This window comes from Archangium primigenium (assembly GCF_016904885.1).
Taxonomy (GTDB): domain Bacteria; phylum Myxococcota; class Myxococcia; order Myxococcales; family Myxococcaceae; genus Cystobacter; species Cystobacter primigenius.
Genome location: NZ_JADWYI010000001.1, coordinates 18,931 through 35,064 on the forward strand (window position 1 = coordinate 18,931; position 16,134 = coordinate 35,064).

At 71.5% G+C, this 16,134-nt stretch carries 15 protein-coding genes; 9 read left to right on the forward strand and 6 right to left on the reverse strand.

Annotation, left to right across the window (positions count from 1 at the left end; all coding sequences use genetic code 11):
- Positions 1-36: 36 nt before the first annotated feature.
- The 3 genes from I3V78_RS00105 (at position 37) to I3V78_RS00115 (ending at position 2,324) form a co-directional block, all read left to right on the forward strand.
- On the forward strand, positions 37-1,596 hold the full coding sequence (locus tag I3V78_RS00105) for an ATPase domain-containing protein (RefSeq protein WP_204484284.1): 1,560 nt from the start codon (positions 37-39) through the stop codon (positions 1,594-1,596).
- A complete protein-coding gene (locus I3V78_RS00110; RefSeq protein ID WP_204484285.1) occupies positions 1,593-1,958 on the forward strand; it encodes a response regulator transcription factor in 366 nt (121 codons plus the stop codon). The genes I3V78_RS00105 and I3V78_RS00110 overlap by 4 nt, the downstream gene beginning before the upstream one ends.
- Before the next feature lie 135 nt (positions 1,959-2,093).
- Positions 2,094-2,324 (forward strand): hypothetical protein, encoded by a 231-nt coding sequence (locus I3V78_RS00115; protein ID WP_204484286.1) that lies wholly within the window; start codon positions 2,094-2,096, stop codon positions 2,322-2,324.
- Between the two features lie 201 nt (positions 2,325-2,525).
- Here the strand turns inward: I3V78_RS00115 and I3V78_RS00120 are convergent, their stop codons facing one another.
- The gene (locus I3V78_RS00120; RefSeq protein ID WP_204484287.1) at positions 2,526-3,026 is read right to left on the reverse strand and encodes a hypothetical protein; all 501 of its coding nucleotides are present in this window, start codon (positions 3,024-3,026) and stop codon (positions 2,526-2,528) included.
- Between the two features lie 192 nt (positions 3,027-3,218).
- On the opposite strand from I3V78_RS00120, the gene I3V78_RS00125 reads away from it, so the two are divergent.
- The gene (locus tag I3V78_RS00125) at positions 3,219-4,775 is read left to right on the forward strand and encodes an ABC transporter substrate-binding protein/permease (protein WP_204484288.1); all 1,557 of its coding nucleotides are present in this window, start codon (positions 3,219-3,221) and stop codon (positions 4,773-4,775) included.
- Positions 4,772-5,455 (forward strand): amino acid ABC transporter ATP-binding protein, encoded by a 684-nt coding sequence (locus tag I3V78_RS00130; protein ID WP_204484289.1) that lies wholly within the window; start codon positions 4,772-4,774, stop codon positions 5,453-5,455. Before I3V78_RS00125 ends, I3V78_RS00130 begins: the two co-directional genes overlap by 4 nt.
- A 10-nt stretch (positions 5,456-5,465) precedes the next feature.
- Here I3V78_RS00130 and I3V78_RS00135 read toward each other — a convergent pair whose 3' ends face one another.
- A complete protein-coding gene (locus tag I3V78_RS00135; protein WP_204484290.1) occupies positions 5,466-5,807 on the reverse strand; it encodes a hypothetical protein in 342 nt (113 codons plus the stop codon).
- A 337-nt stretch (positions 5,808-6,144) separates the two neighbouring features.
- Here I3V78_RS00135 and I3V78_RS00140 point away from each other — a divergent pair, with 337 nt between their 5' ends.
- The gene (locus tag I3V78_RS00140; RefSeq protein WP_204484291.1) at positions 6,145-6,675 is read left to right on the forward strand and encodes a pyridoxamine 5'-phosphate oxidase family protein; all 531 of its coding nucleotides are present in this window, start codon (positions 6,145-6,147) and stop codon (positions 6,673-6,675) included.
- A 313-nt stretch (positions 6,676-6,988) separates the two neighbouring features.
- Here the strand turns inward: I3V78_RS00140 and I3V78_RS00145 are convergent, their stop codons facing one another.
- Positions 6,989-7,348: a helix-turn-helix domain-containing protein gene (locus I3V78_RS00145; RefSeq protein WP_239576230.1), complete on the reverse strand. Its 360-nt coding sequence runs from the start codon at positions 7,346-7,348 to the stop codon at positions 6,989-6,991.
- Between the two features lie 302 nt (positions 7,349-7,650).
- On the opposite strand from I3V78_RS00145, the gene I3V78_RS00150 reads away from it, so the two are divergent.
- Positions 7,651-8,259 (forward strand): hypothetical protein, encoded by a 609-nt coding sequence (locus I3V78_RS00150; protein WP_204484293.1) that lies wholly within the window; start codon positions 7,651-7,653, stop codon positions 8,257-8,259.
- On the opposite strand, the gene I3V78_RS00155 is transcribed toward I3V78_RS00150, so the two are convergent.
- Positions 8,260-9,549, reverse strand: a complete 1,290-nt coding sequence (locus I3V78_RS00155; RefSeq protein WP_204484294.1) for a CapA family protein — start codon at positions 9,547-9,549, stop codon at positions 8,260-8,262. It abuts the gene before it with no gap.
- Positions 9,550-9,577: 28 nt separating this feature from the next.
- Positions 9,578-12,976 (reverse strand): ATP-binding protein, encoded by a 3,399-nt coding sequence (locus tag I3V78_RS00160; RefSeq protein WP_338023430.1) that lies wholly within the window; start codon positions 12,974-12,976, stop codon positions 9,578-9,580.
- Between the two features lie 198 nt (positions 12,977-13,174).
- Here I3V78_RS00160 and I3V78_RS00165 point away from each other — a divergent pair, with 198 nt between their 5' ends.
- Both I3V78_RS00165 and gloA read left to right on the forward strand, forming a co-directional pair.
- The gene (locus I3V78_RS00165; protein ID WP_204484295.1) at positions 13,175-13,906 is read left to right on the forward strand and encodes a hypothetical protein; all 732 of its coding nucleotides are present in this window, start codon (positions 13,175-13,177) and stop codon (positions 13,904-13,906) included.
- Between the two features lie 5 nt (positions 13,907-13,911).
- Positions 13,912-14,307, forward strand: coding sequence for a lactoylglutathione lyase (gloA, locus tag I3V78_RS00170; RefSeq protein WP_204484296.1), 396 nt, complete (start codon positions 13,912-13,914; stop codon positions 14,305-14,307).
- A gap of 43 nt (positions 14,308-14,350) precedes the next feature.
- On the opposite strand, the gene I3V78_RS00175 is transcribed toward gloA, so the two are convergent.
- On the reverse strand, positions 14,351-16,045 hold the full coding sequence (locus I3V78_RS00175) for a CotH kinase family protein (protein WP_204484297.1): 1,695 nt from the start codon (positions 16,043-16,045) through the stop codon (positions 14,351-14,353).
- Positions 16,046-16,134: the final 89 nt, after the last annotated feature.

The following is a 16,134-nucleotide window of genomic DNA, read 5'->3' on the forward strand; positions in this document are numbered from 1 at the left end:
TCACCGCGGGTAGCGGACAGAACAGGGGCCTCGTGCATGAAGGGGAGCGAGACGGATCGGGACGAAGCCAAGGGAAGGGTTCCGCGGTTTTCCAGTGGAACGCCCCACCTGGATGAAATCCTCCACGGAGGGTGGCTCCGGGGCGGGACGTACATCCTGTCGGGACCGCCAGGCACGGGCAAGACCACCCTGGCCAGTCAGATGTGCTTCGCCGCCGCGGACCGGGGGGACAACGCCCTCTACGTCACGCTGCTGGCCGAGACGCACTCGCGCATGATGCTGCACCTGCGTTCCCTGTCGTTCTTCCGGCCCGAGCACGTGGGCAGCCGGGTCGTCTATCTCAGCGGCACGGCGACGCTCAAGGAGAAGGGCCTGCCGGGCATGCTGGAGCTGCTCACGCGCACGGTGCGCGAGAAGAAGAGCCGACTGCTCGTCATCGACGGCTCGTCGCTCCTGCGCGAGCGCGCGGAGACGCCCCTGGCGCTGCGCGAGTTCCTCCAGGGGCTGTCCGTGCTGGGCGGGCTGGTGGACTGCACCACCCTCCTGCTGAGCACGGACGAGCACAAGTCCATGGACATCGAGTCCGCCATGGTCGACGGCATCCTGGCGCTGAGCGCGGACCTCATGGGCCTCAAGGCCATCCGGGGCGTGGAGGTGCTCAAGTTCCGGGGCAGCAACAACATCCCCGGCCGCCACACCTTCCTCATCGACGACCAGGGGGTGAGCATCTACCCGCACTGGGAGGCGGTCTACCGCCGCACCCCGGAGGTCATCCCGGACGCGGACCGGCGCGTGCCCTTCGGGGTCCCCACCGTGGACGCCATGTGTCACGGGGGCCTCGTCTCCTACTCCTCCACCCTGCTGTTGGGCAGTCCGGGCAGTGGCAAGACGCTGCTCGGCCTGCACTTCCTCGCGGAGGGCTGTGCCCGGGGCGAGAAGGGGCTGTACTTCGGCTTCGCGGAGAGCGGCGAGACGCTCATGCGCAAGATGACCAAGGTGGGCCGCGACATCACCACCGAGGTCGAGCGCGGGCTCATCCGCCTGGAGGTGCGCGCGCCGGTGGAGACCCTGCCGGACGCCATGGCCCAGGAGCTCATCGGGATGATCGACACGCACCACTACACGCGCGTCTTCATCGACGGCCTGGAGCCCTTCGCCAAGGAAGCCATCGATCCCGAGCGCACCACGCGCTTCATCTCCGCGCTCATCAACGCCATGCGCGACCGCCACGTGACGATGATCCTCACCGAGCAGACCAACACGCTCTTCGGGCCGGATCTGCACTCCCCCATCCGCGGGGCGGAGGCCATCCTCGACAACCTCATCTTCCTGCGCTTCGTGGAACTCAATGGCCGGCTCAGACGGCTCCTGTCGGTGCTGAAGATGCGCGACAGCGAGAACGATCCGTTCCTGCGCGAGTTCGTCATCTCCAACACGGGACTGAGCGCGCGCGAGACCTACGCCACGCTGGATGGGATGCTCACGGGCCTGCCCCGCCACCGCGCCCAGGCCCCGCTTCCCAAACGCACGGTCTCCCGGACGAAGAAGAAGAAGGTACCGGAGCGCCGCGCTCGCAAATCGGCGGCACGCAAATGAGCCATATCCTCATCGTCGAGGACGAAGAGGTCCTCGCCGACTCGCTCCGGGACATCCTCACCAGCGAGGGCCACGAAGTGCGCGTGGCCCGCACGGGATTCGAGGCGCTCGAGCAGCTGGCCCAGCGGGCGCCGGACGTGCTCGTGCTGGACGTGATGCTGCCCGGGGTGGACGGCACCAAGGTGCTCGACCAGTTGCGCGGCAGCGCGCCCCACACCCGCGTCGTCATCGAGACCTCGTGCAGCCGCGAGGCCTTGAAGGGCCGTCCCGTGGAGGCCTACCTGCGCAAGCCCTTCTCCCTGGACGATCTGCTCAGCGCGATCGCGGGCGCGCTGCAACCGGTGTCGAGCCCGGCGGGCTGAGCCCTCCGGGGAGCGTGGAATGGGCCTGTCCCGTCAGCATGCGAACGGGCGGCGGGCCCACGGACCGGGCCCGGTCCACGGATGACGGTCACGAGGACAGGGCCCATTCTTCCAGAGGACAAGGAGGGCACCGCGATGCGCGATCCCATGGACAAGCTGCACCAGCGTGAACGGGACCAGGAGCGACTGCGGCTCAAGGAGCAGGAGGCGCGGGATCTGGAAGTGGAGGCCGCCCGAGGCGATCGTCCCCTGGAGGGCTACGCCGGTGGACACACCACCTGGTCCAGTCAGCAGGACGACGAGGCGGCCGCGGAGGTCTTCGGAGACGACGAGGAAGAGGCGGCGGCGGCGCGACGCGAGCCCTGAGGCTCGCGCGAGCGATAAAAGGAGCGCGTCCAGCACGGGCATCCCACGACGCCACCCCATCCCACCAGTACGACCCCCGTCACGCACCGGACACCCACTGCCTGTCCGTGCCAGCCACGCACCTCTAAGCTAGGGGGGCGCGGCACGGATGCCAGGGGCGGGGTCCGGGCCCGGCGGCCCGGCGAACGGGAAGGCGGGGGCTCAGTCCTCGAGCTGCGACTCGAAGACGAGTTCGCCGCGCAGGTTGAGCACCAGGCCCGTGCCCAGCTCGCCTTCCTCGTCATCGCGGCCCACGTCCAGGATGTGCTCGTCCTCGTCCCACTGGCCCGAGTAGTACTCGCCGCCCGCGGACATCCACGCGCGGTCCTCGGTGACGAGCGTCTCCACGGTGTCGCCCTGGTCGCTGGTGAGCCGGTAGAGCGTCCACTCCTCCACGCCGTCTTCCTTCATCTGCGCGAGCAGCTCGGTGAGCTCCTCGTCCTGGGGCGCGCCCTGGGGCTGGGCGGGGGCGTCCTTCCACTGGCGCGTGTCCGCCGCCGGCTTCTGCCCGTTCCACCCCTTGACCAGCGCGTGCAGGGCCTTCTCCGCCGTGTCGCTCAGCGACTTCATGCTCGCGGGCAGACCGACCTCCTGCAACGCCAGCACCGCGGTCTCCAGCTGGATGGCCTTGAAGGCCCACTCGTTCATCGCCGACTTCAGCATCGCCATCTCCTCGGGGACCCGTGCGGCCCGCCCGCCATGCCACGGACTGCCCGGGCCCGGCGCGCGGCTGCCTATCACGTTCCCGTGACAGGTGGGGCCTTCCCGTTGGCGTCCGGGCCGCTAGACTCGCGCGCCTTTCATCGCCTCCCCGCCTCCTCCCACCTTCATGAGGACCGTCCCCTGAACAGAGCCTTGTGTCTCGGCCTGCTGCTCGTCTGTCTTCCCGCGCTCGCCCAGTCCGAAGAGACGGCCGAGGCCGCCGACGCCGCGCTCCCCGATGGACTCGCCGCGCTCAAGGCCCGGGGCGAGCTGCTCTGGGGCGCCGACTCCCAGGGCGGCGCGCCCTACGTCTTCCAGGATCCCATGGACCCCAACCGTCTGGTGGGCTTCGAGGTGGACCTGGCGGACGCACTCGCCGCGAAGCTGGGCGTGCGCGCGCGCATGGTGCGGGGGCCCTATGACTCGCTGCTCGAGTTGCTCGCGCGCGGCGACTTCGACGTGGTGCTCAACGGCATCGAGGTGGCCGAGGAGAAGAAGCGCGTGTGCCTGCTCACGCGGCCCTACTACGCCGCGGCCGAGCGGCTCACCGTGCGCCGGGGCGACAAGAACGCCCCCCATGCCCTGGGCGAGCTCAAGGGCCGGCCCGTGGGCACGCTGCCCGGCACCCTGGCCGAGCGCGTGCTGCGGCGCGAGGGCGCCGACGTGAAGACGTACGACGGCGGCCAGGACGACATCTACGCGGACCTGAAGCTGGGGCGCACGGACGCGGTGCTCCTGGACGACCCCATCACCCAGTACTACGGCGCCATCGAGCCGGAGCTGGAAGTGGTGCCGGGCACCTTCGGCCACGTGGACTACGCGGTGGCGGTGCGGCTCGGGGACGAGCCCCTGCGCGAGGCCCTGAATCAAGCGCTCGAGGCGCTGGCGCGCGAGGGCGAGCTGCGCCGCATCTACGAGCGCTGGGGGCTGTGGAACGCGCCCACCGCGGAGCTGCTGGGCGACCCGGACCCGGTGCCCCACGGCGTGCCCGAGGCCTGGGAGTCGTGGCGGGCGGCGGTGGGCAAGATTCCGCCCTTCCTCGATCGCGTGCGCGACCGCTACCCGGCCACGCTCGGGGTGTTCGCGCGCGGGGCGGTGATGACGCTGGTGGTGTCGCTCCTGTCCATGGCGCTGGCCATCGCGGTGGGCCTGGCGCTGGCGGTGGCGCGTGTCTTCGGGCCGCCCGCGCTGCGCTGGCCCGCCATGGCCTTCATCGAGGCGGTGCGCGGCACGCCCCTGCTCGTGCAGCTCACGCTCGTGTACTTCGGCCTGCCGCAGCTCGGGCTGAAGCTCGCGCCGCTGGCCGCGGGCGTGCTGACGCTCGGCATCAACTACGCGGCGGCCGAGGCGGAGAACTACCGCGCGGGCCTGTCCGGCGTGCCCGCCGCCCAGTACGAGGCGGCCAAGGTGCTCGGCCTGTCGCGCTGGCAGACGCTGCGCCACATCGTCTTCCCCCAGGCGCTGCGCATCTCGCTGCCGCCCATGACCAACGACTTCATCGCCCTGCTCAAGGACAGCTCGCTCGTGTCCATGGTGACGCTCACCGAGCTCACGCGCACCTATCTCAACCTGGCCAATTCCATGCGCGACCACCTGGGCCTGGGGCTCGTGGTGGCCGCGCTCTACCTGCTGCTGGGCCTGCCCTTCGCGCACCTGGCGCGCACGGTGGAGGCGCGGCTCGGGCAACACCTCAAGGGGGTGCCGCGATGATCCGCGTCGAGAACCTGTCCAAGCGCTTTCCCGGCGCCGCCACGCCCACCCTGGACGACGTGTCCTTCACCCTGGAGACGGGCCAGCTCGCGGCGGTGCTCGGCTCGAGCGGCGCGGGCAAGTCCACGCTCCTGCGCTGCGTGGTGGGCCTGGAGAAGCCCGATGGGGGGCAGTTGCACCTGGGCGGGCGCGCCGGGCTCGTCTTCCAGTCCTTCGAGCTCTTCCCCCACCTGACCGCCCTGGGCAACTGCGTGCTCGCGCAGCGGCTCGTCGCGGGCCGCTCGCGCGCCGAGGCCGAGGCCCGGGCGCGCCAGCTGCTCGGGGACCTGGGGCTCGGGGACAAGCTGGAGGCCTATCCGGAGCGCCTGTCCGGCGGCCAGCGCCAGCGCGTGGCCATCGCGCGCGCGCTCGCCATGGACCCCGCCGTGCTGCTCTACGACGAGCCCACGAGCGCGCTCGACCCGTCCCTGCGCCGCGAGGTGGCCGAGACGCTGCGCCGCGTGAGCGCCCTGGGCATGACCCAGCTCGTGGTCACCCACGACGTGCGGCTCGCACGCGCCTCGGACGTGGTGATGGTGTTGGATCACGGCCGCGTCGTGGAGCGAGGCCCCCCCCGCGAGGTGCTGGACGCGCCCCGGCACGAGGCCACGCGCCGGCTCGTCGCGCAGGAGCAGGGCTGAGCTCCGGCCGTCAGCAGTCCAGGACCGGGTCGTACCGGGGGGCCAGCAGCGCGGGCAGGACCTGCTCGGTCACGTCCTTGCCGCCGGTGAGGTTGGTGCGCACGCACCGCGGCGTGTAGATGATGCCCCAGGGCACGCCCCACCAGCCGAAGAACAAGGACAGCATGGTGTAGCCCAGGCTCAGGCCCAGCGTCCCCTGGCCGGCACGCACGAAGTACACGTCCGACCAACGCCGCTTCGTGGTCAGGAAGAACGACACGCAGTATTCGAAGACGACGAATCTTCCACCGCGATCGAGCTCTTCCTGGACCTGCACAGGCGACAGGCCTTCAATGCCGAGGATGCCAGCCATTTCGAGTTCCCCCAAGACTGCGCGGCGGTCAGGAACCGCCACGAACTGAAGGCAGCCTACCTGGGGCAATGGCCGATGCACAGATACGCCGAGCGAGAAGTTCTCATTCTCACGACAAGCAAATATCGCCCTGACGCCGCGCATGGAATGCACCGGGCGGGTCTCATGAGCGGCGCCGCATGCGCCACGTCTTCCGTTGGGACCTGCACGTGTTGCCTCCGGCGCAACACCCCCCCGCGAGGCCTTCCCCGAGGAGCGGGCGGGGAGGCACGGTCCGGCGCGTGTCCCCTGCCCTCCTCACCGGCCCTGCTTAACGTGATGTCTCGGGAGGCAGGGAATGACCACGAAAAAGACCGACACGAAGAAGGACGCCATCGCGCACCTCGGCGAGCTCATCCAGGACATCAAGGTCACGATGATGACCACCGTCGAGGCGGATGGTTCCATCCGCAGTCGTCCCATGTGGACGCACAATGAGAACTTCAACGGTGAATTGTGGTTCTTCACGAATGAATCGGCCCCCAAGTGCGACGAGGTCCGGGACGATCATCACGTGAACCTCGCCTACTCGGATGCCAGCCGGGACCGCTATGTGTCCGTGAGTGGAATGGCGCGCATCGTGCGCGACCGGCAGAAGATCCACGCGCTGTGGGATCCCTCGCTCAAGGCCTGGTTCCCCAAGGGCGTGGACGACCCGGACATCGCCCTCATTTGTGTCTCGGTGGACAAGGCCGAGTACTGGGATACGCCCAACAAGCACATGGTGCAGCTCGTCGGCTTCGTGAAGAGCGTGCTCACGGGTGAAAAATACACGCCGGGTGATCATCAGAAGATCGATCTCGGCCAGGGCTCCGGCGCCGCGCACTGACAGCCGGACTGGATTCCTCTCATGAGGAATACCAAGACGTGAGAAGACCCCCCTCAGGGAGTCTCAATGTCTGGCACTGGATGTCTGGCGGCGGCGACTGACGTGTCAATGACAGGGCCCTGGTCGACAGGGCCCTGGTCGACAGGGCAAGGCAGGCCTGGACCCAAGGACAAGCACGGGCCGTGAAGGCGGGGAAGGGTCCCGCGTTCACGGCCCGTGTCGCGTGCGGGCCCCGCACGGCCGGAGGACCCAGGAGGGCGGGTGACACCGACTTCTCCCATCGGGTAGGCGGAGCCTCCCCGACGCGGCGGCCTCAGCGGGTGAGCGCGGTGGCGATGACGTTGAGGACCTTGAGCTGCGCGGGGGAGAGGTTGCGCAGGGAGCGCGCGAGCCGCCGCAGATCCGGGGAGCGCTCCTCGCGCGCCGGCAGCGAGTCCACCCAGGCGGTGACCTCGGTGTGGCTCAGGCTCAGGAGCGTGTCCGAGGGAATCTTGAGCGCGATGCTCAGGCGGCGCAGCGTGGGGACGCTGGGCATCATGCCGCCGCGCTCGATGCGTCCGTAGACGCCCGGCGCCAGGCCCACCTTGCCGGCCGCCTCCGCCTGAGTGAGCCCCGCGCGCAGCCGAGCGGCCCGCGCCGCGGCCCCCAGGGCCAGGGCCAACTTGTCATCCATGCGCTGCTGAGAGGGAGGGGGAGGAGTCCGTTTCGGTGCCATGGTGCCTGACGTCCTAAGAGACGTTGGAGGACATTACCCGAGAGGCCAACCCGCGCCTAGGGACTTGCGGCATCTCTTTCTCCTCCGGGCGACCCCCCTGGGCCGCTTTCGGGCGCATGACCCCGGGCGTCACCCCAGGGGTGCCTGGACGGGTGGCAGGGGAAGCGGGGGAGCGGGCCCTTCATGCAGCAACGACCCCGCCGGTCCCAGCTTTGGTTCAGCAGGACACCACTCCAAAAAATCCAAACAGGAGCAGCGCCATGACCATGAAGAACACGACCCGACTCGCCCTGGTGGGAATGCTCGCGGGAGCCCTGAGCCTGGGGGGCACCGCCCTGGCGCAGTCCACCAGCGCCACCGGCAGCGTGCAGAGCACCCCACCGGGTGGCAGCGCCGGCCAGGCGGGGCAGCTGGGCACGGGCTCCGGCACCAGCCAGGGCACGGGGACCGACAGCCTCCAGAACGGTCAGGCCCTTCCGCCCGCCACGGACTCGCTGGGCACGCCGGGCACGGGCGGCTCGGGCACGGGCGACCTGCCCCAGGCGGGTGACGCCCTCGACCCCTCCCGCGGCACGGGCAGCAACACCACCCTGAGCCCGGGCACCACCGAGCCGGGGACCACGGAACAGGGCACCACCGGGCAAGGCACGACCCAGCCCGCGCCCCTGACGCCGGACTCCAACTGGGGCGGCACGGGCGGCTCCGGCTCCGGCTCCGACCTGGGCACGGGCTCGGGCACCCAGGACGACAGCATGGTCACCCCGGGCCAGGGCACCATCGAGACCACCCCGCCCAGCCGACAGTCGGACCTGAACTCGAACCAGGCCGGCCAGGTCAACCCGGGCACCACGCCCGACACCACGCGCTAGCTAGCGCACCTCGGCCCGGGCCCCGGCCTTCCCCCGACGCTCCTTCGGAGCCGGGGGGGCCGCGGGGGCCTCCATCGGCTGGGTGAGCCGCAGGATGAGGGCGCGCCGCCGCTCCGCCAGGTCCAACTGGCGCTCGAGCAGGGCGCGCTCCCCGCGGCGCCGCGTGTCCCCCCGCGTCTCGGCGGCGGCGGGCAGCGTCTGGAGCCGCTCGCGCAGCCGCGTCACCTCCTCGTCCAGCAACACGGGTTGGATGCGGGAGCGCTCCTGGCGCTCGCGCAGCGCCACGGAGTGGTTGTTGTCGATCCACACCGGCACGAGCGCCGAGCCCGCCAGCGTCACGGGCTGTCCGGGTCCGGCGCGCTCGAGCGACAGGCGCAGGAGCAGCGAGTCGCGCTTGCGGCCTCGCGCCTCGGCCCCCTTGCCGTGCACGTAGTGCCAGTCCTGGTTGGCCAGGAGGTTGCCCAGCGAGAACGCCACGAGCGTGTCGCGTCCGGCCGGGGTGCGGTAGGACTCCACGGGCTGGAGCACGTGCGGGTGGTGGCCGATGACGGCGAGCGCGCCCGCGTCCAGCAGCGCCCGCGCGAGCGCGCGATCCTCCGGGCGCGGGGCATGGACGTACTCCACCCCCCAATGCACGCTGACGATGAGCGCGTCACACCGCCGGGCCGCGGCGCGCACCAGCTCCGCGGCGGCCTCGGGCGTCAGCGCCTGGGGATCCTTCTTGCGCGAATAGGGCACGAACGCCACCTGGGGCGCCACGTCCCACGCGGCCGGGTTGTGCGCGCCGTTGAGCCAGCGGGTGAGGGACAGGAAGCCCACGCGGATGCCGTGCGACTCCAGGACGAGGGGCTCCCACGCGGCGGCCTCGGTGGGCGCCGAGCCCACGTATTTGAGGCCCGCGCGCTCCAGGTTCGCCCAGGTGAGGGGGATGCCCGCGCGGCGCTGATCGAAGGCGTGGTTGTTGGCCACCGTCACCAGGTCCACGCCCGCGGCCACCAGGGCGCGCGGCAGGGCGGGCGGCGCGTCGAAGATGAGCGAGGCGGTGGGGGCGCGCGGGTCGCCGCTCACGGGCGTCTCCAGGTTCACCACGGCCACATCCGCGGCCCGCAGCACGGGGGCGATGGGCTCCAGCACGAAGTCCCACCCCTCCAGGGTCCCCGCGCCCGCGCGCGCCCGGGCGGCCTCCTTCACCCCGTCATGGGGGATGACATCGCCGCCGAACACCAACTCCACGCGCGAGGCGGCGGGCGCGGCACACACCAGGGAGGCGACGAGGAAGACCGGAACCATCACCCGGCGCACGTTAACCGAGCCCCGCTCAGGTGCCCACGGGCTCCTCGGCGCGCGGGGGGAGCGCGCCATCGCCTGGCAGCCACACCGTGAAGGTGGTGCCGGAGCCCTCGGACGAGTGCACGTCCACCCGCCCGCCGTGCGCCCGGACCACGTGCTGCACGATGAACAGGCCCAGCCCCACGCTGCGCGCGGCGATGTCCGGCCCCTGGACCCCGCGCTGCAGCGCCTGGAAGAGCCGGGGCAACAGGTCGGCGGGGATGGGGGGCCCGTCGTTGTGGACCTCCAGCACGCACCCCGCCCCCTGCGCGCGCGAGCGCACGCGCACGGGCGTCTCGGGCGGGCTGTAGCGCAGGGCGTTGATGACCAGGTTCTGCACCACCTGATGCAGCCGGGCCTCGTCCCAGCGGCCCCGGCCCTCCCCCACCCGCTCGAAGTCGATGTGGCGGTCCGGGAAGGCCATCTGCACCTCCTCCAGCGTCTGGCCGATGGTGTCGTGGAAGTTCATGGGCGCGCGGCTGATGGGAATGCCTCCGCCGAGCCGCGCCTGGGTGAAGTCCAGGAGGTCGCGGATGAGCCGGATGGCGCGGTCCGCGCTGGAGATGATGCGCGCGGCGTTCTTCGTGGCGCGCTCGCCCAGATCGTCGCGCCGCAGCAGGGCCTGGGCGGACAGGAGGATGGCGTTGATGGGGTTGCGCAGGTCGTGGCTGACGATGCCGATGAGCTGCTGCTCGATCTCCGACCGGCCCGCGGCCTCCTGCTCCTGGCGCTTGCGCTCGGAGATGTCCCGCGAGACGGTGGCCAGGCCCACGGGCTCGCCCGTCTGGGCGTCGTTGAGCACGAAGACGGAGTAATGGATGGGCAGCGTCGCGCCCGTGCCGAAGTGGCGGAAGCGGAACTCCCCTTCCCAGCGGCCCTGGGCGTGCACCGTGGGGAGGATCCGCTCGCGCACGAAGGCCCGATCCGACTCCGGGAAGAAGTCGAACACCGGCAGCCCCGGCACGGCGTCCGGAGACAGGCCCACCAGCCGCCGTCCCGCGTCGTTGACGTAGAGCACGTGGCCCTCGAGGTCCGCCATGCCGATGAACTCCGAGGACTGCTCCACCACGGCCGCCAGCTTCCCGCGCTCGCGCTCGGCCAGGCGCGCCGCCTCCCGCGCGCGCGCGGCGGCGATGTTGCCCTCCACGCGGGCGAGCAGTTCCCGGGCCGAGAAGGGCTTGGCCAGGTAGTCGTTGGCGCCCTGTCGCAGGCCCTCGACGGTGGACTCCTCGCCCGCCCGGGCCGACAGGAGGATGATGGGCACCTCGCGCGTACGGGGCGACTCGCGCAGGCGCCGCACGAGCCCGTACCCGTCCAGGCCCGGCATCATCACGTCGCTGAGCACCAGGTCCGGCACCCGGTGCGCGAGGGCCTCCAGGGCCGCGAGGCCGTCGGACGCCGTCTCCACCGTGTAGCGCCCCTCCAGCAGGCGGCGCACGTACACGCGCATGTCCGCGTTGTCGTCCACCAGCAGCACGTGTCCGTCCCGCGCCGGCTCCGCCAGGGGCCCGGGCAACAGCGGAAGCACGGGCACCTCCCGCGCCGTCGCCGGGGGCGGCGCGTCCAGCCAGCCCACCGCGTCGTTGAGGAAGGCCGCGGCGCTGTCCCCCAGCGCGGAGGGCGTGGGCTCGCGCGCGCGCTGCTCCACGGGCAGGTGCCCCTCGCCCCGGGGCACGGACACGGTGAAGGTCGAGCCCTGACCCACCTGGCTCTCCGCCTGGATGCTCCCGCCGTGCAACCGCACCAGCTCCTGCACCAGGGACAGTCCGATGCCACTGCCCTCGAAGCTGCGGCCCCGCGCGCCCTGCACCCGGTGGAAGCGCTCGAAGACGCGCGGCAGCTCCGCCTCGGGGATGCCCACGCCCGTGTCGGACACGCGCAGCTCCACGTCCGCCTCCCGCTCGCGCAGGCTCACGCGCACCTCGCCCTCGAAGGTGAACTTGAAGGCGTTGGACAGCAGGTTGAGGACGATCTTCTCCCACATCTCCCGGTCCACCCACGGCCACTCCTGCAAGGGCGGGCAGTCCACGACGAAGCGCAGGCCCGCGCGCTCCAGGGTCGAGCGGAAGGTGCTGGCCAGCCCCTCGGTGAGCGCGGCCAGGTCCGTGGGCGCGTAGGCCGCCTGGGCCCGGCCCGCCTCGATGCGCGAGAAGTCCAGGAGCGAGTTGACGAGCTTGAGCAGCCGCAGGCCATTGCGGTGGATGGTGTCCAGGCGCTCGCGCTGCTGGGGGCCGAGCGGCTCGTGCGGGTCCTCCAGCGCGTCACGCGAGGGGCCCAAGAGCAGGGCCAGCGGCGTGCGGAACTCGTGGCTGATGTTGTTGAAGAAGGTCGTCTTGGCGCGATCCAACTGGGCGAGCGCCTCGACCCGGGCCCGCTCCTCCTCGCGGGCCCGCGCGCCGGACAGGGACGTGGACACGGTGCGCGCCGCGAGCCGCAGGAAGTCCTCGTAGGACGCGTCGAACGCGCGGCGTGGACTGAGGCCCGTCACCAGCACGCCACTGGCCCGCGCGTGGCCCGACAACATCAGGGGCTGCAGCCACACCGACGAGGCGCCCTCGGGCCAGGGTCCCCCGGGCAGCGGCCCGAGCGCCGCGGGCACCTCCGGCCCCCGCAGCAGCCGCGCCGCGCCCTCGCGCAACACCGCCCCCAGGGGCCAGGTGTCCCCCGCCTCGTCTCCGAGCACCAGCCGCGCGGGCGCCACCGCGCCGCCCACCTCCACGCCACTCGAGCCCGCCAGGCGCGCCGTGCCCTCCGGCTCCACGAGGTACAGCAGGGCGAAGGGGATGTCGTTCGGGCTCGAGGCCAGCACCCGCGAGGCCTCCCGGCAGGCGTCGTGCACCGTGGCCTGCTCGCCCGAGAAGGCGCTCAGGTCCCGGATGACGCGCAGGCGCCGCTCGTTGATGATCTGCTCCGTCGTCTCCGTGAGGGCCGCGAAGATGCCGCCCACGCCCCCGGACTCGTCGCGGATGGGCGAGTGGCTGTAGGAGAAGTAGCACTCCTCCAGGTAGCCGTTGCGGTCGAGCAGCATCAGCAGGTTCTCGACGCGCACCGGCTCGCCGGTGGCGCGGATGCGCTCCCAGGTGGGCCCGAGCACGTCGGTCCACACCTCGGGCCAGGTCTCCGCCGCGGCCTGCCCCAGCGCGGCCGGGTGCTTCGTCGCGCCGGAGATGGGCCGGTACGCGTCGTTGTACATCTGCACGTACTGGGGACCCCAGGCGAGGTAGAGCGGATAGTTGGAGGCGAGCACGATGCCCACCGTCGTGCGCAGGGACTGGGGCCAGTCCTCCACCGGGCCCACGGGCGTCCGGGCCCAGTCCACCTGGCGCAACAGCTCGCCGCAGGCGCCACCGCCCACGAGCACCTCGTCCACCGCACTGCGTTGACTCACGCGATCACTCCGCCTGCGCGTCCCGGATGGACGGGGAGGCCATGCGCCCCAGCTTGCCGCCCGGTGTAAAAATTCGTTCGGGTTTCATGAGGGCACGTCGCCCGGAAAACAACCCCCCGGGCCCACGGAACCATGCAGGGCGTCCGACATGACTTGAGCGGCCAGTCCACCGGATGCCAGACTGCCTGCTCCATTTCCATGCGCTTGCACGCCGCACAAGCCCTGTTGGACGACTGCTTCCAGGGCGTGGAAGAAGGTGCGCCGCGCATGTTCGAGCCCGGGGAACCGCGCTTCACGGAGCGCACGAGCGCGGTGTGGCTGGAGTACCGCTGGTACGTCCAGGACCGGGGACTGGCCGAGGTCTTCGTGAAGTGGCGCCGGGTGGAGCCGAGCGCCTGCGCCCGCGAGGAGGTGTCGGTGCTGCGCCTGCACCTGCTGGGGCACGCCGCCGGGCTCGTCGCGAGTGCCCAGCGGGTGCTCGCCGCCGGGGAGCCCTCGCCGGGACGGCTGTTGGAGCTGCTGGGCGCGGACGGGGTGCGGCGCGAGTGCAGCGCGGCGGGCCCCACCGGCATCACGCTCGAGCACTGGCCGCCCCCCACGCCCCAGCCGCTGCTGCCCGAGGCCACCTTCCAGGGGCTCGCCGCAGTGCTGGCGGATGCCGGGGCCTCGTTCGAGGAGCGCCACGAGGCGGTGGACCGGCTGTGCCGCGAGCGCAGTCCCCGGGTGGTGGCCACCCTGCTGCGCGCGCTCGAGGTGGGCCCCTCGCTGTCGGCCCTGCGGCGCCTGTCCGAGTGGGGCGAGACGGACGCCCTGCCGTACGTGGACCAGGCGCTCGCCCACGTGGCGCCCGACAACCCCGGGGACCTCTGGACGCTCACGGCCCTGCGCCGACGATTCGAGGCGTGGGGCCGCGTGTCCCGGGTTATCTAGGGCGCATGCGAATCCTGCACACCATGCTGCGCGTGGGCGACCTCGACAAGTCGCTCGACTTCTACACCCGCGTCCTCGGAATGCAGCTCTTGCGGCGCCGGGACTACCCGGACGGCAAGTTCACGCTCGCCTTCGTGGGCTACGGCCCCGAGGACACCCACCCCGCGCTGGAGCTGACCCACAACTGGGACACCTCCCAGTACACGCTGGGCAACGCCTACGGCCACATCGCCCTGGGGGTGACGGACATCCGCGCGAAGTGCGAGGCCATCCGCCAGGCCGGCGGCAAGGTGGTGCGCGAGCCGGGCCCCATGAAGCACGGCACCACCGTCATCGCCTTCGTGGAGGATCCGGACGGCTACAAGGTGGAGCTCATCGAGCAGACCACCCAGAAGGACTGAGCCCCCCACAGGACCCTCGGGACCCGCGGGGCCCTCGGGGCCCTCAGGGCACGCGCTGCTCGAGCGTGTCCCAGCGGTCGCTCACCCACTGGCGCAGGTAGGCCACCTCCTCGGCGTGGGTGGTGAAGTCGGTGCGATCCCCCCAGCGCTCGAACTCGAGGTACTGCTTGCGCCAGCGGGCCTCGTCGCGCGGCCCCACCTGGCGCAGCTCCTCGGCGTAGCCGTCGATGAGCGCGAGCACCTCCGCCTTGCTCCAGGCGCCGCGCAGCAGGGCCTGGTAGCGCGCGCGCAGGGGCGTGGCGATGCGCGGGTCCGCGAGCAGCCGCGAGAAGATGAGGTTGTCGCTCGAGAAGTCCGGGCGGCCCGTGGCCCCGATGCGGCGCGTGTCCCAGAGCTGGCCGAAGCTCGCGTCCAGGTCCCAGGGGATGAAGCGCCAGGGGGCGCGCGTGGCCGGGTCGTAATAGTGGTAGGCGTTCTTGGCGGCCGAGTCCGTGCCGAGGATGGCGGTATTGAAGATCCACCAGTCCTCGTAGTCGGCCGTGTGGAGCCACTCGGCGCGGCGCGCGAAGAAGGTGTCCGTGTCCGCCTGGGCGATGGACTGGGTGAGCGCGCTGATGGTGTTGTAGGCGCCCGCCTGGCCGTCCTTGGGCGTGCCCTCCTTTTTCTCGTAGCCCTGGGCGAGGGAGGACTTGGCCGCGCCCGCCTTGGTGCTCGCCGAGAAGTTGGCGTCCGCGTCCACCGCCTTGAACAGATCCCCATCCTTGGACAGGCCATGGCGGCCCATGAGGTCGTCGTCCACGTGGTCCGCCACGGTGAACAGGCCCCAGAAGCGGCCATTCACATACATGACGGCGCTGTAGGTTTGAATCTGGACGTGGTCCGGGGACATGCGGTTCCACAGGTCGAACGCGAGCCGGGGCCGCAGGTAGGAATTGTCATTGAAGGGCGAGATGAGCACCAGCCGCTGCATGTCGCGGAAGGCACCGCCCGCCTTCTCCGGCTCGGTGAAGCGGTCGCCCTTGGGGAACTTGAACGTGTAGTTGCGCTTGGGGAAGACGCTGGACGTGGCGCCGCGGTACTTGGCCTCCAGCGTGTAGCGGTGGCCCCGGTAGACGAGCTGCACGGGCCGGTAGCCCCCCGCGGTGAGCGTGCCCTCGAAGGACAGGTGGAAGACGGGCAGCCCGTACTCCTCGGTGTACGTCTCCGGCCGCAGGAGCGTCTGCACGCCGCCGGGGTTGCTCAGCTGCACGGCCACGCCCACGCGCAGCTCCCCCGTCTCGCCCGTGCTCTTCTCGGTGATGGGCAGACGCCAGACGTCCGCCTGTCCCCGCGTCGTCGTCCACGTGAGCGTGCCCGTGGCCTCGTCGAAGGAGGCGCCCGAGGGCAGCGAGGCCACCGAGAAGCGCAGGTCCGGGGACGTGTAGCCCGTGCCACAGCGCACGGTGGCGGTGACCGACTCACCCTCCTGCAACCAGTAGGCGCGTGTGCCCGTGGGCGCGCAGCGCGCGGGCCGGGGCGGCTGCGGGGACGGCTCTCCCGGCGCCGACTCGCCCGGAGCCGGGGGGGCTTGCGTCCCGTCCTCTCCGGGGCCCGGCGTGGGAGGTGTGCCCGAGGCGGGCTCCTCCACGTCCACGGAGGGCACCGAGGCCTCGGGACCGGCCGTGGGACCACACCCCACGAGTCCCCAGCACACCCCACCGACCAACGCCCACCCCTTCAGCGCGCCCCCGCCCCTCATGGACCCCTCCCCATTCCGAGCGAGAGGAATAAGCACGCGCTCCCGAAGCCGCAGACGCGTTCAGGACGCTTCCACGCTCCGGGAGCAGG

Excerpts from the sequence above, each read along its gene's own strand:
- I3V78_RS00105 (WP_204484284.1), top strand. The coding sequence starts at position 37 with ATGAAGGGGAGCGAGACGGATCGGGACGAAGCCAAGGGAAGGGTTCCG.
- I3V78_RS00110 (WP_204484285.1), top strand. The coding sequence starts at position 1,593 with ATGAGCCATATCCTCATCGTCGAGGACGAAGAGGTCCTCGCCGACTCG.
- I3V78_RS00115 (WP_204484286.1), top strand. The coding sequence starts at position 2,094 with ATGCGCGATCCCATGGACAAGCTGCACCAGCGTGAACGGGACCAGGAG.
- I3V78_RS00120 (WP_204484287.1), bottom strand. The coding sequence starts at position 3,026 with ATGCTGAAGTCGGCGATGAACGAGTGGGCCTTCAAGGCCATCCAGCTG.
- I3V78_RS00130 (WP_204484289.1), top strand. The coding sequence starts at position 4,772 with ATGATCCGCGTCGAGAACCTGTCCAAGCGCTTTCCCGGCGCCGCCACG.
- I3V78_RS00135 (WP_204484290.1), bottom strand. The coding sequence starts at position 5,807 with ATGGCTGGCATCCTCGGCATTGAAGGCCTGTCGCCTGTGCAGGTCCAG.
- I3V78_RS00140 (WP_204484291.1), top strand. The coding sequence starts at position 6,145 with ATGACCACGAAAAAGACCGACACGAAGAAGGACGCCATCGCGCACCTC.
- I3V78_RS00145 (WP_239576230.1), bottom strand. The coding sequence starts at position 7,348 with ATGGATGACAAGTTGGCCCTGGCCCTGGGGGCCGCGGCGCGGGCCGCT.
- I3V78_RS00150 (WP_204484293.1), top strand. The coding sequence starts at position 7,651 with ATGACCATGAAGAACACGACCCGACTCGCCCTGGTGGGAATGCTCGCG.
- I3V78_RS00155 (WP_204484294.1), bottom strand. The coding sequence starts at position 9,549 with ATGGTTCCGGTCTTCCTCGTCGCCTCCCTGGTGTGTGCCGCGCCCGCC.
- I3V78_RS00165 (WP_204484295.1), top strand. The coding sequence starts at position 13,175 with ATGCGCTTGCACGCCGCACAAGCCCTGTTGGACGACTGCTTCCAGGGC.
- gloA (WP_204484296.1), top strand. The coding sequence starts at position 13,912 with ATGCGAATCCTGCACACCATGCTGCGCGTGGGCGACCTCGACAAGTCG.
- I3V78_RS00175 (WP_204484297.1), bottom strand. The coding sequence starts at position 16,045 with ATGAGGGGCGGGGGCGCGCTGAAGGGGTGGGCGTTGGTCGGTGGGGTG.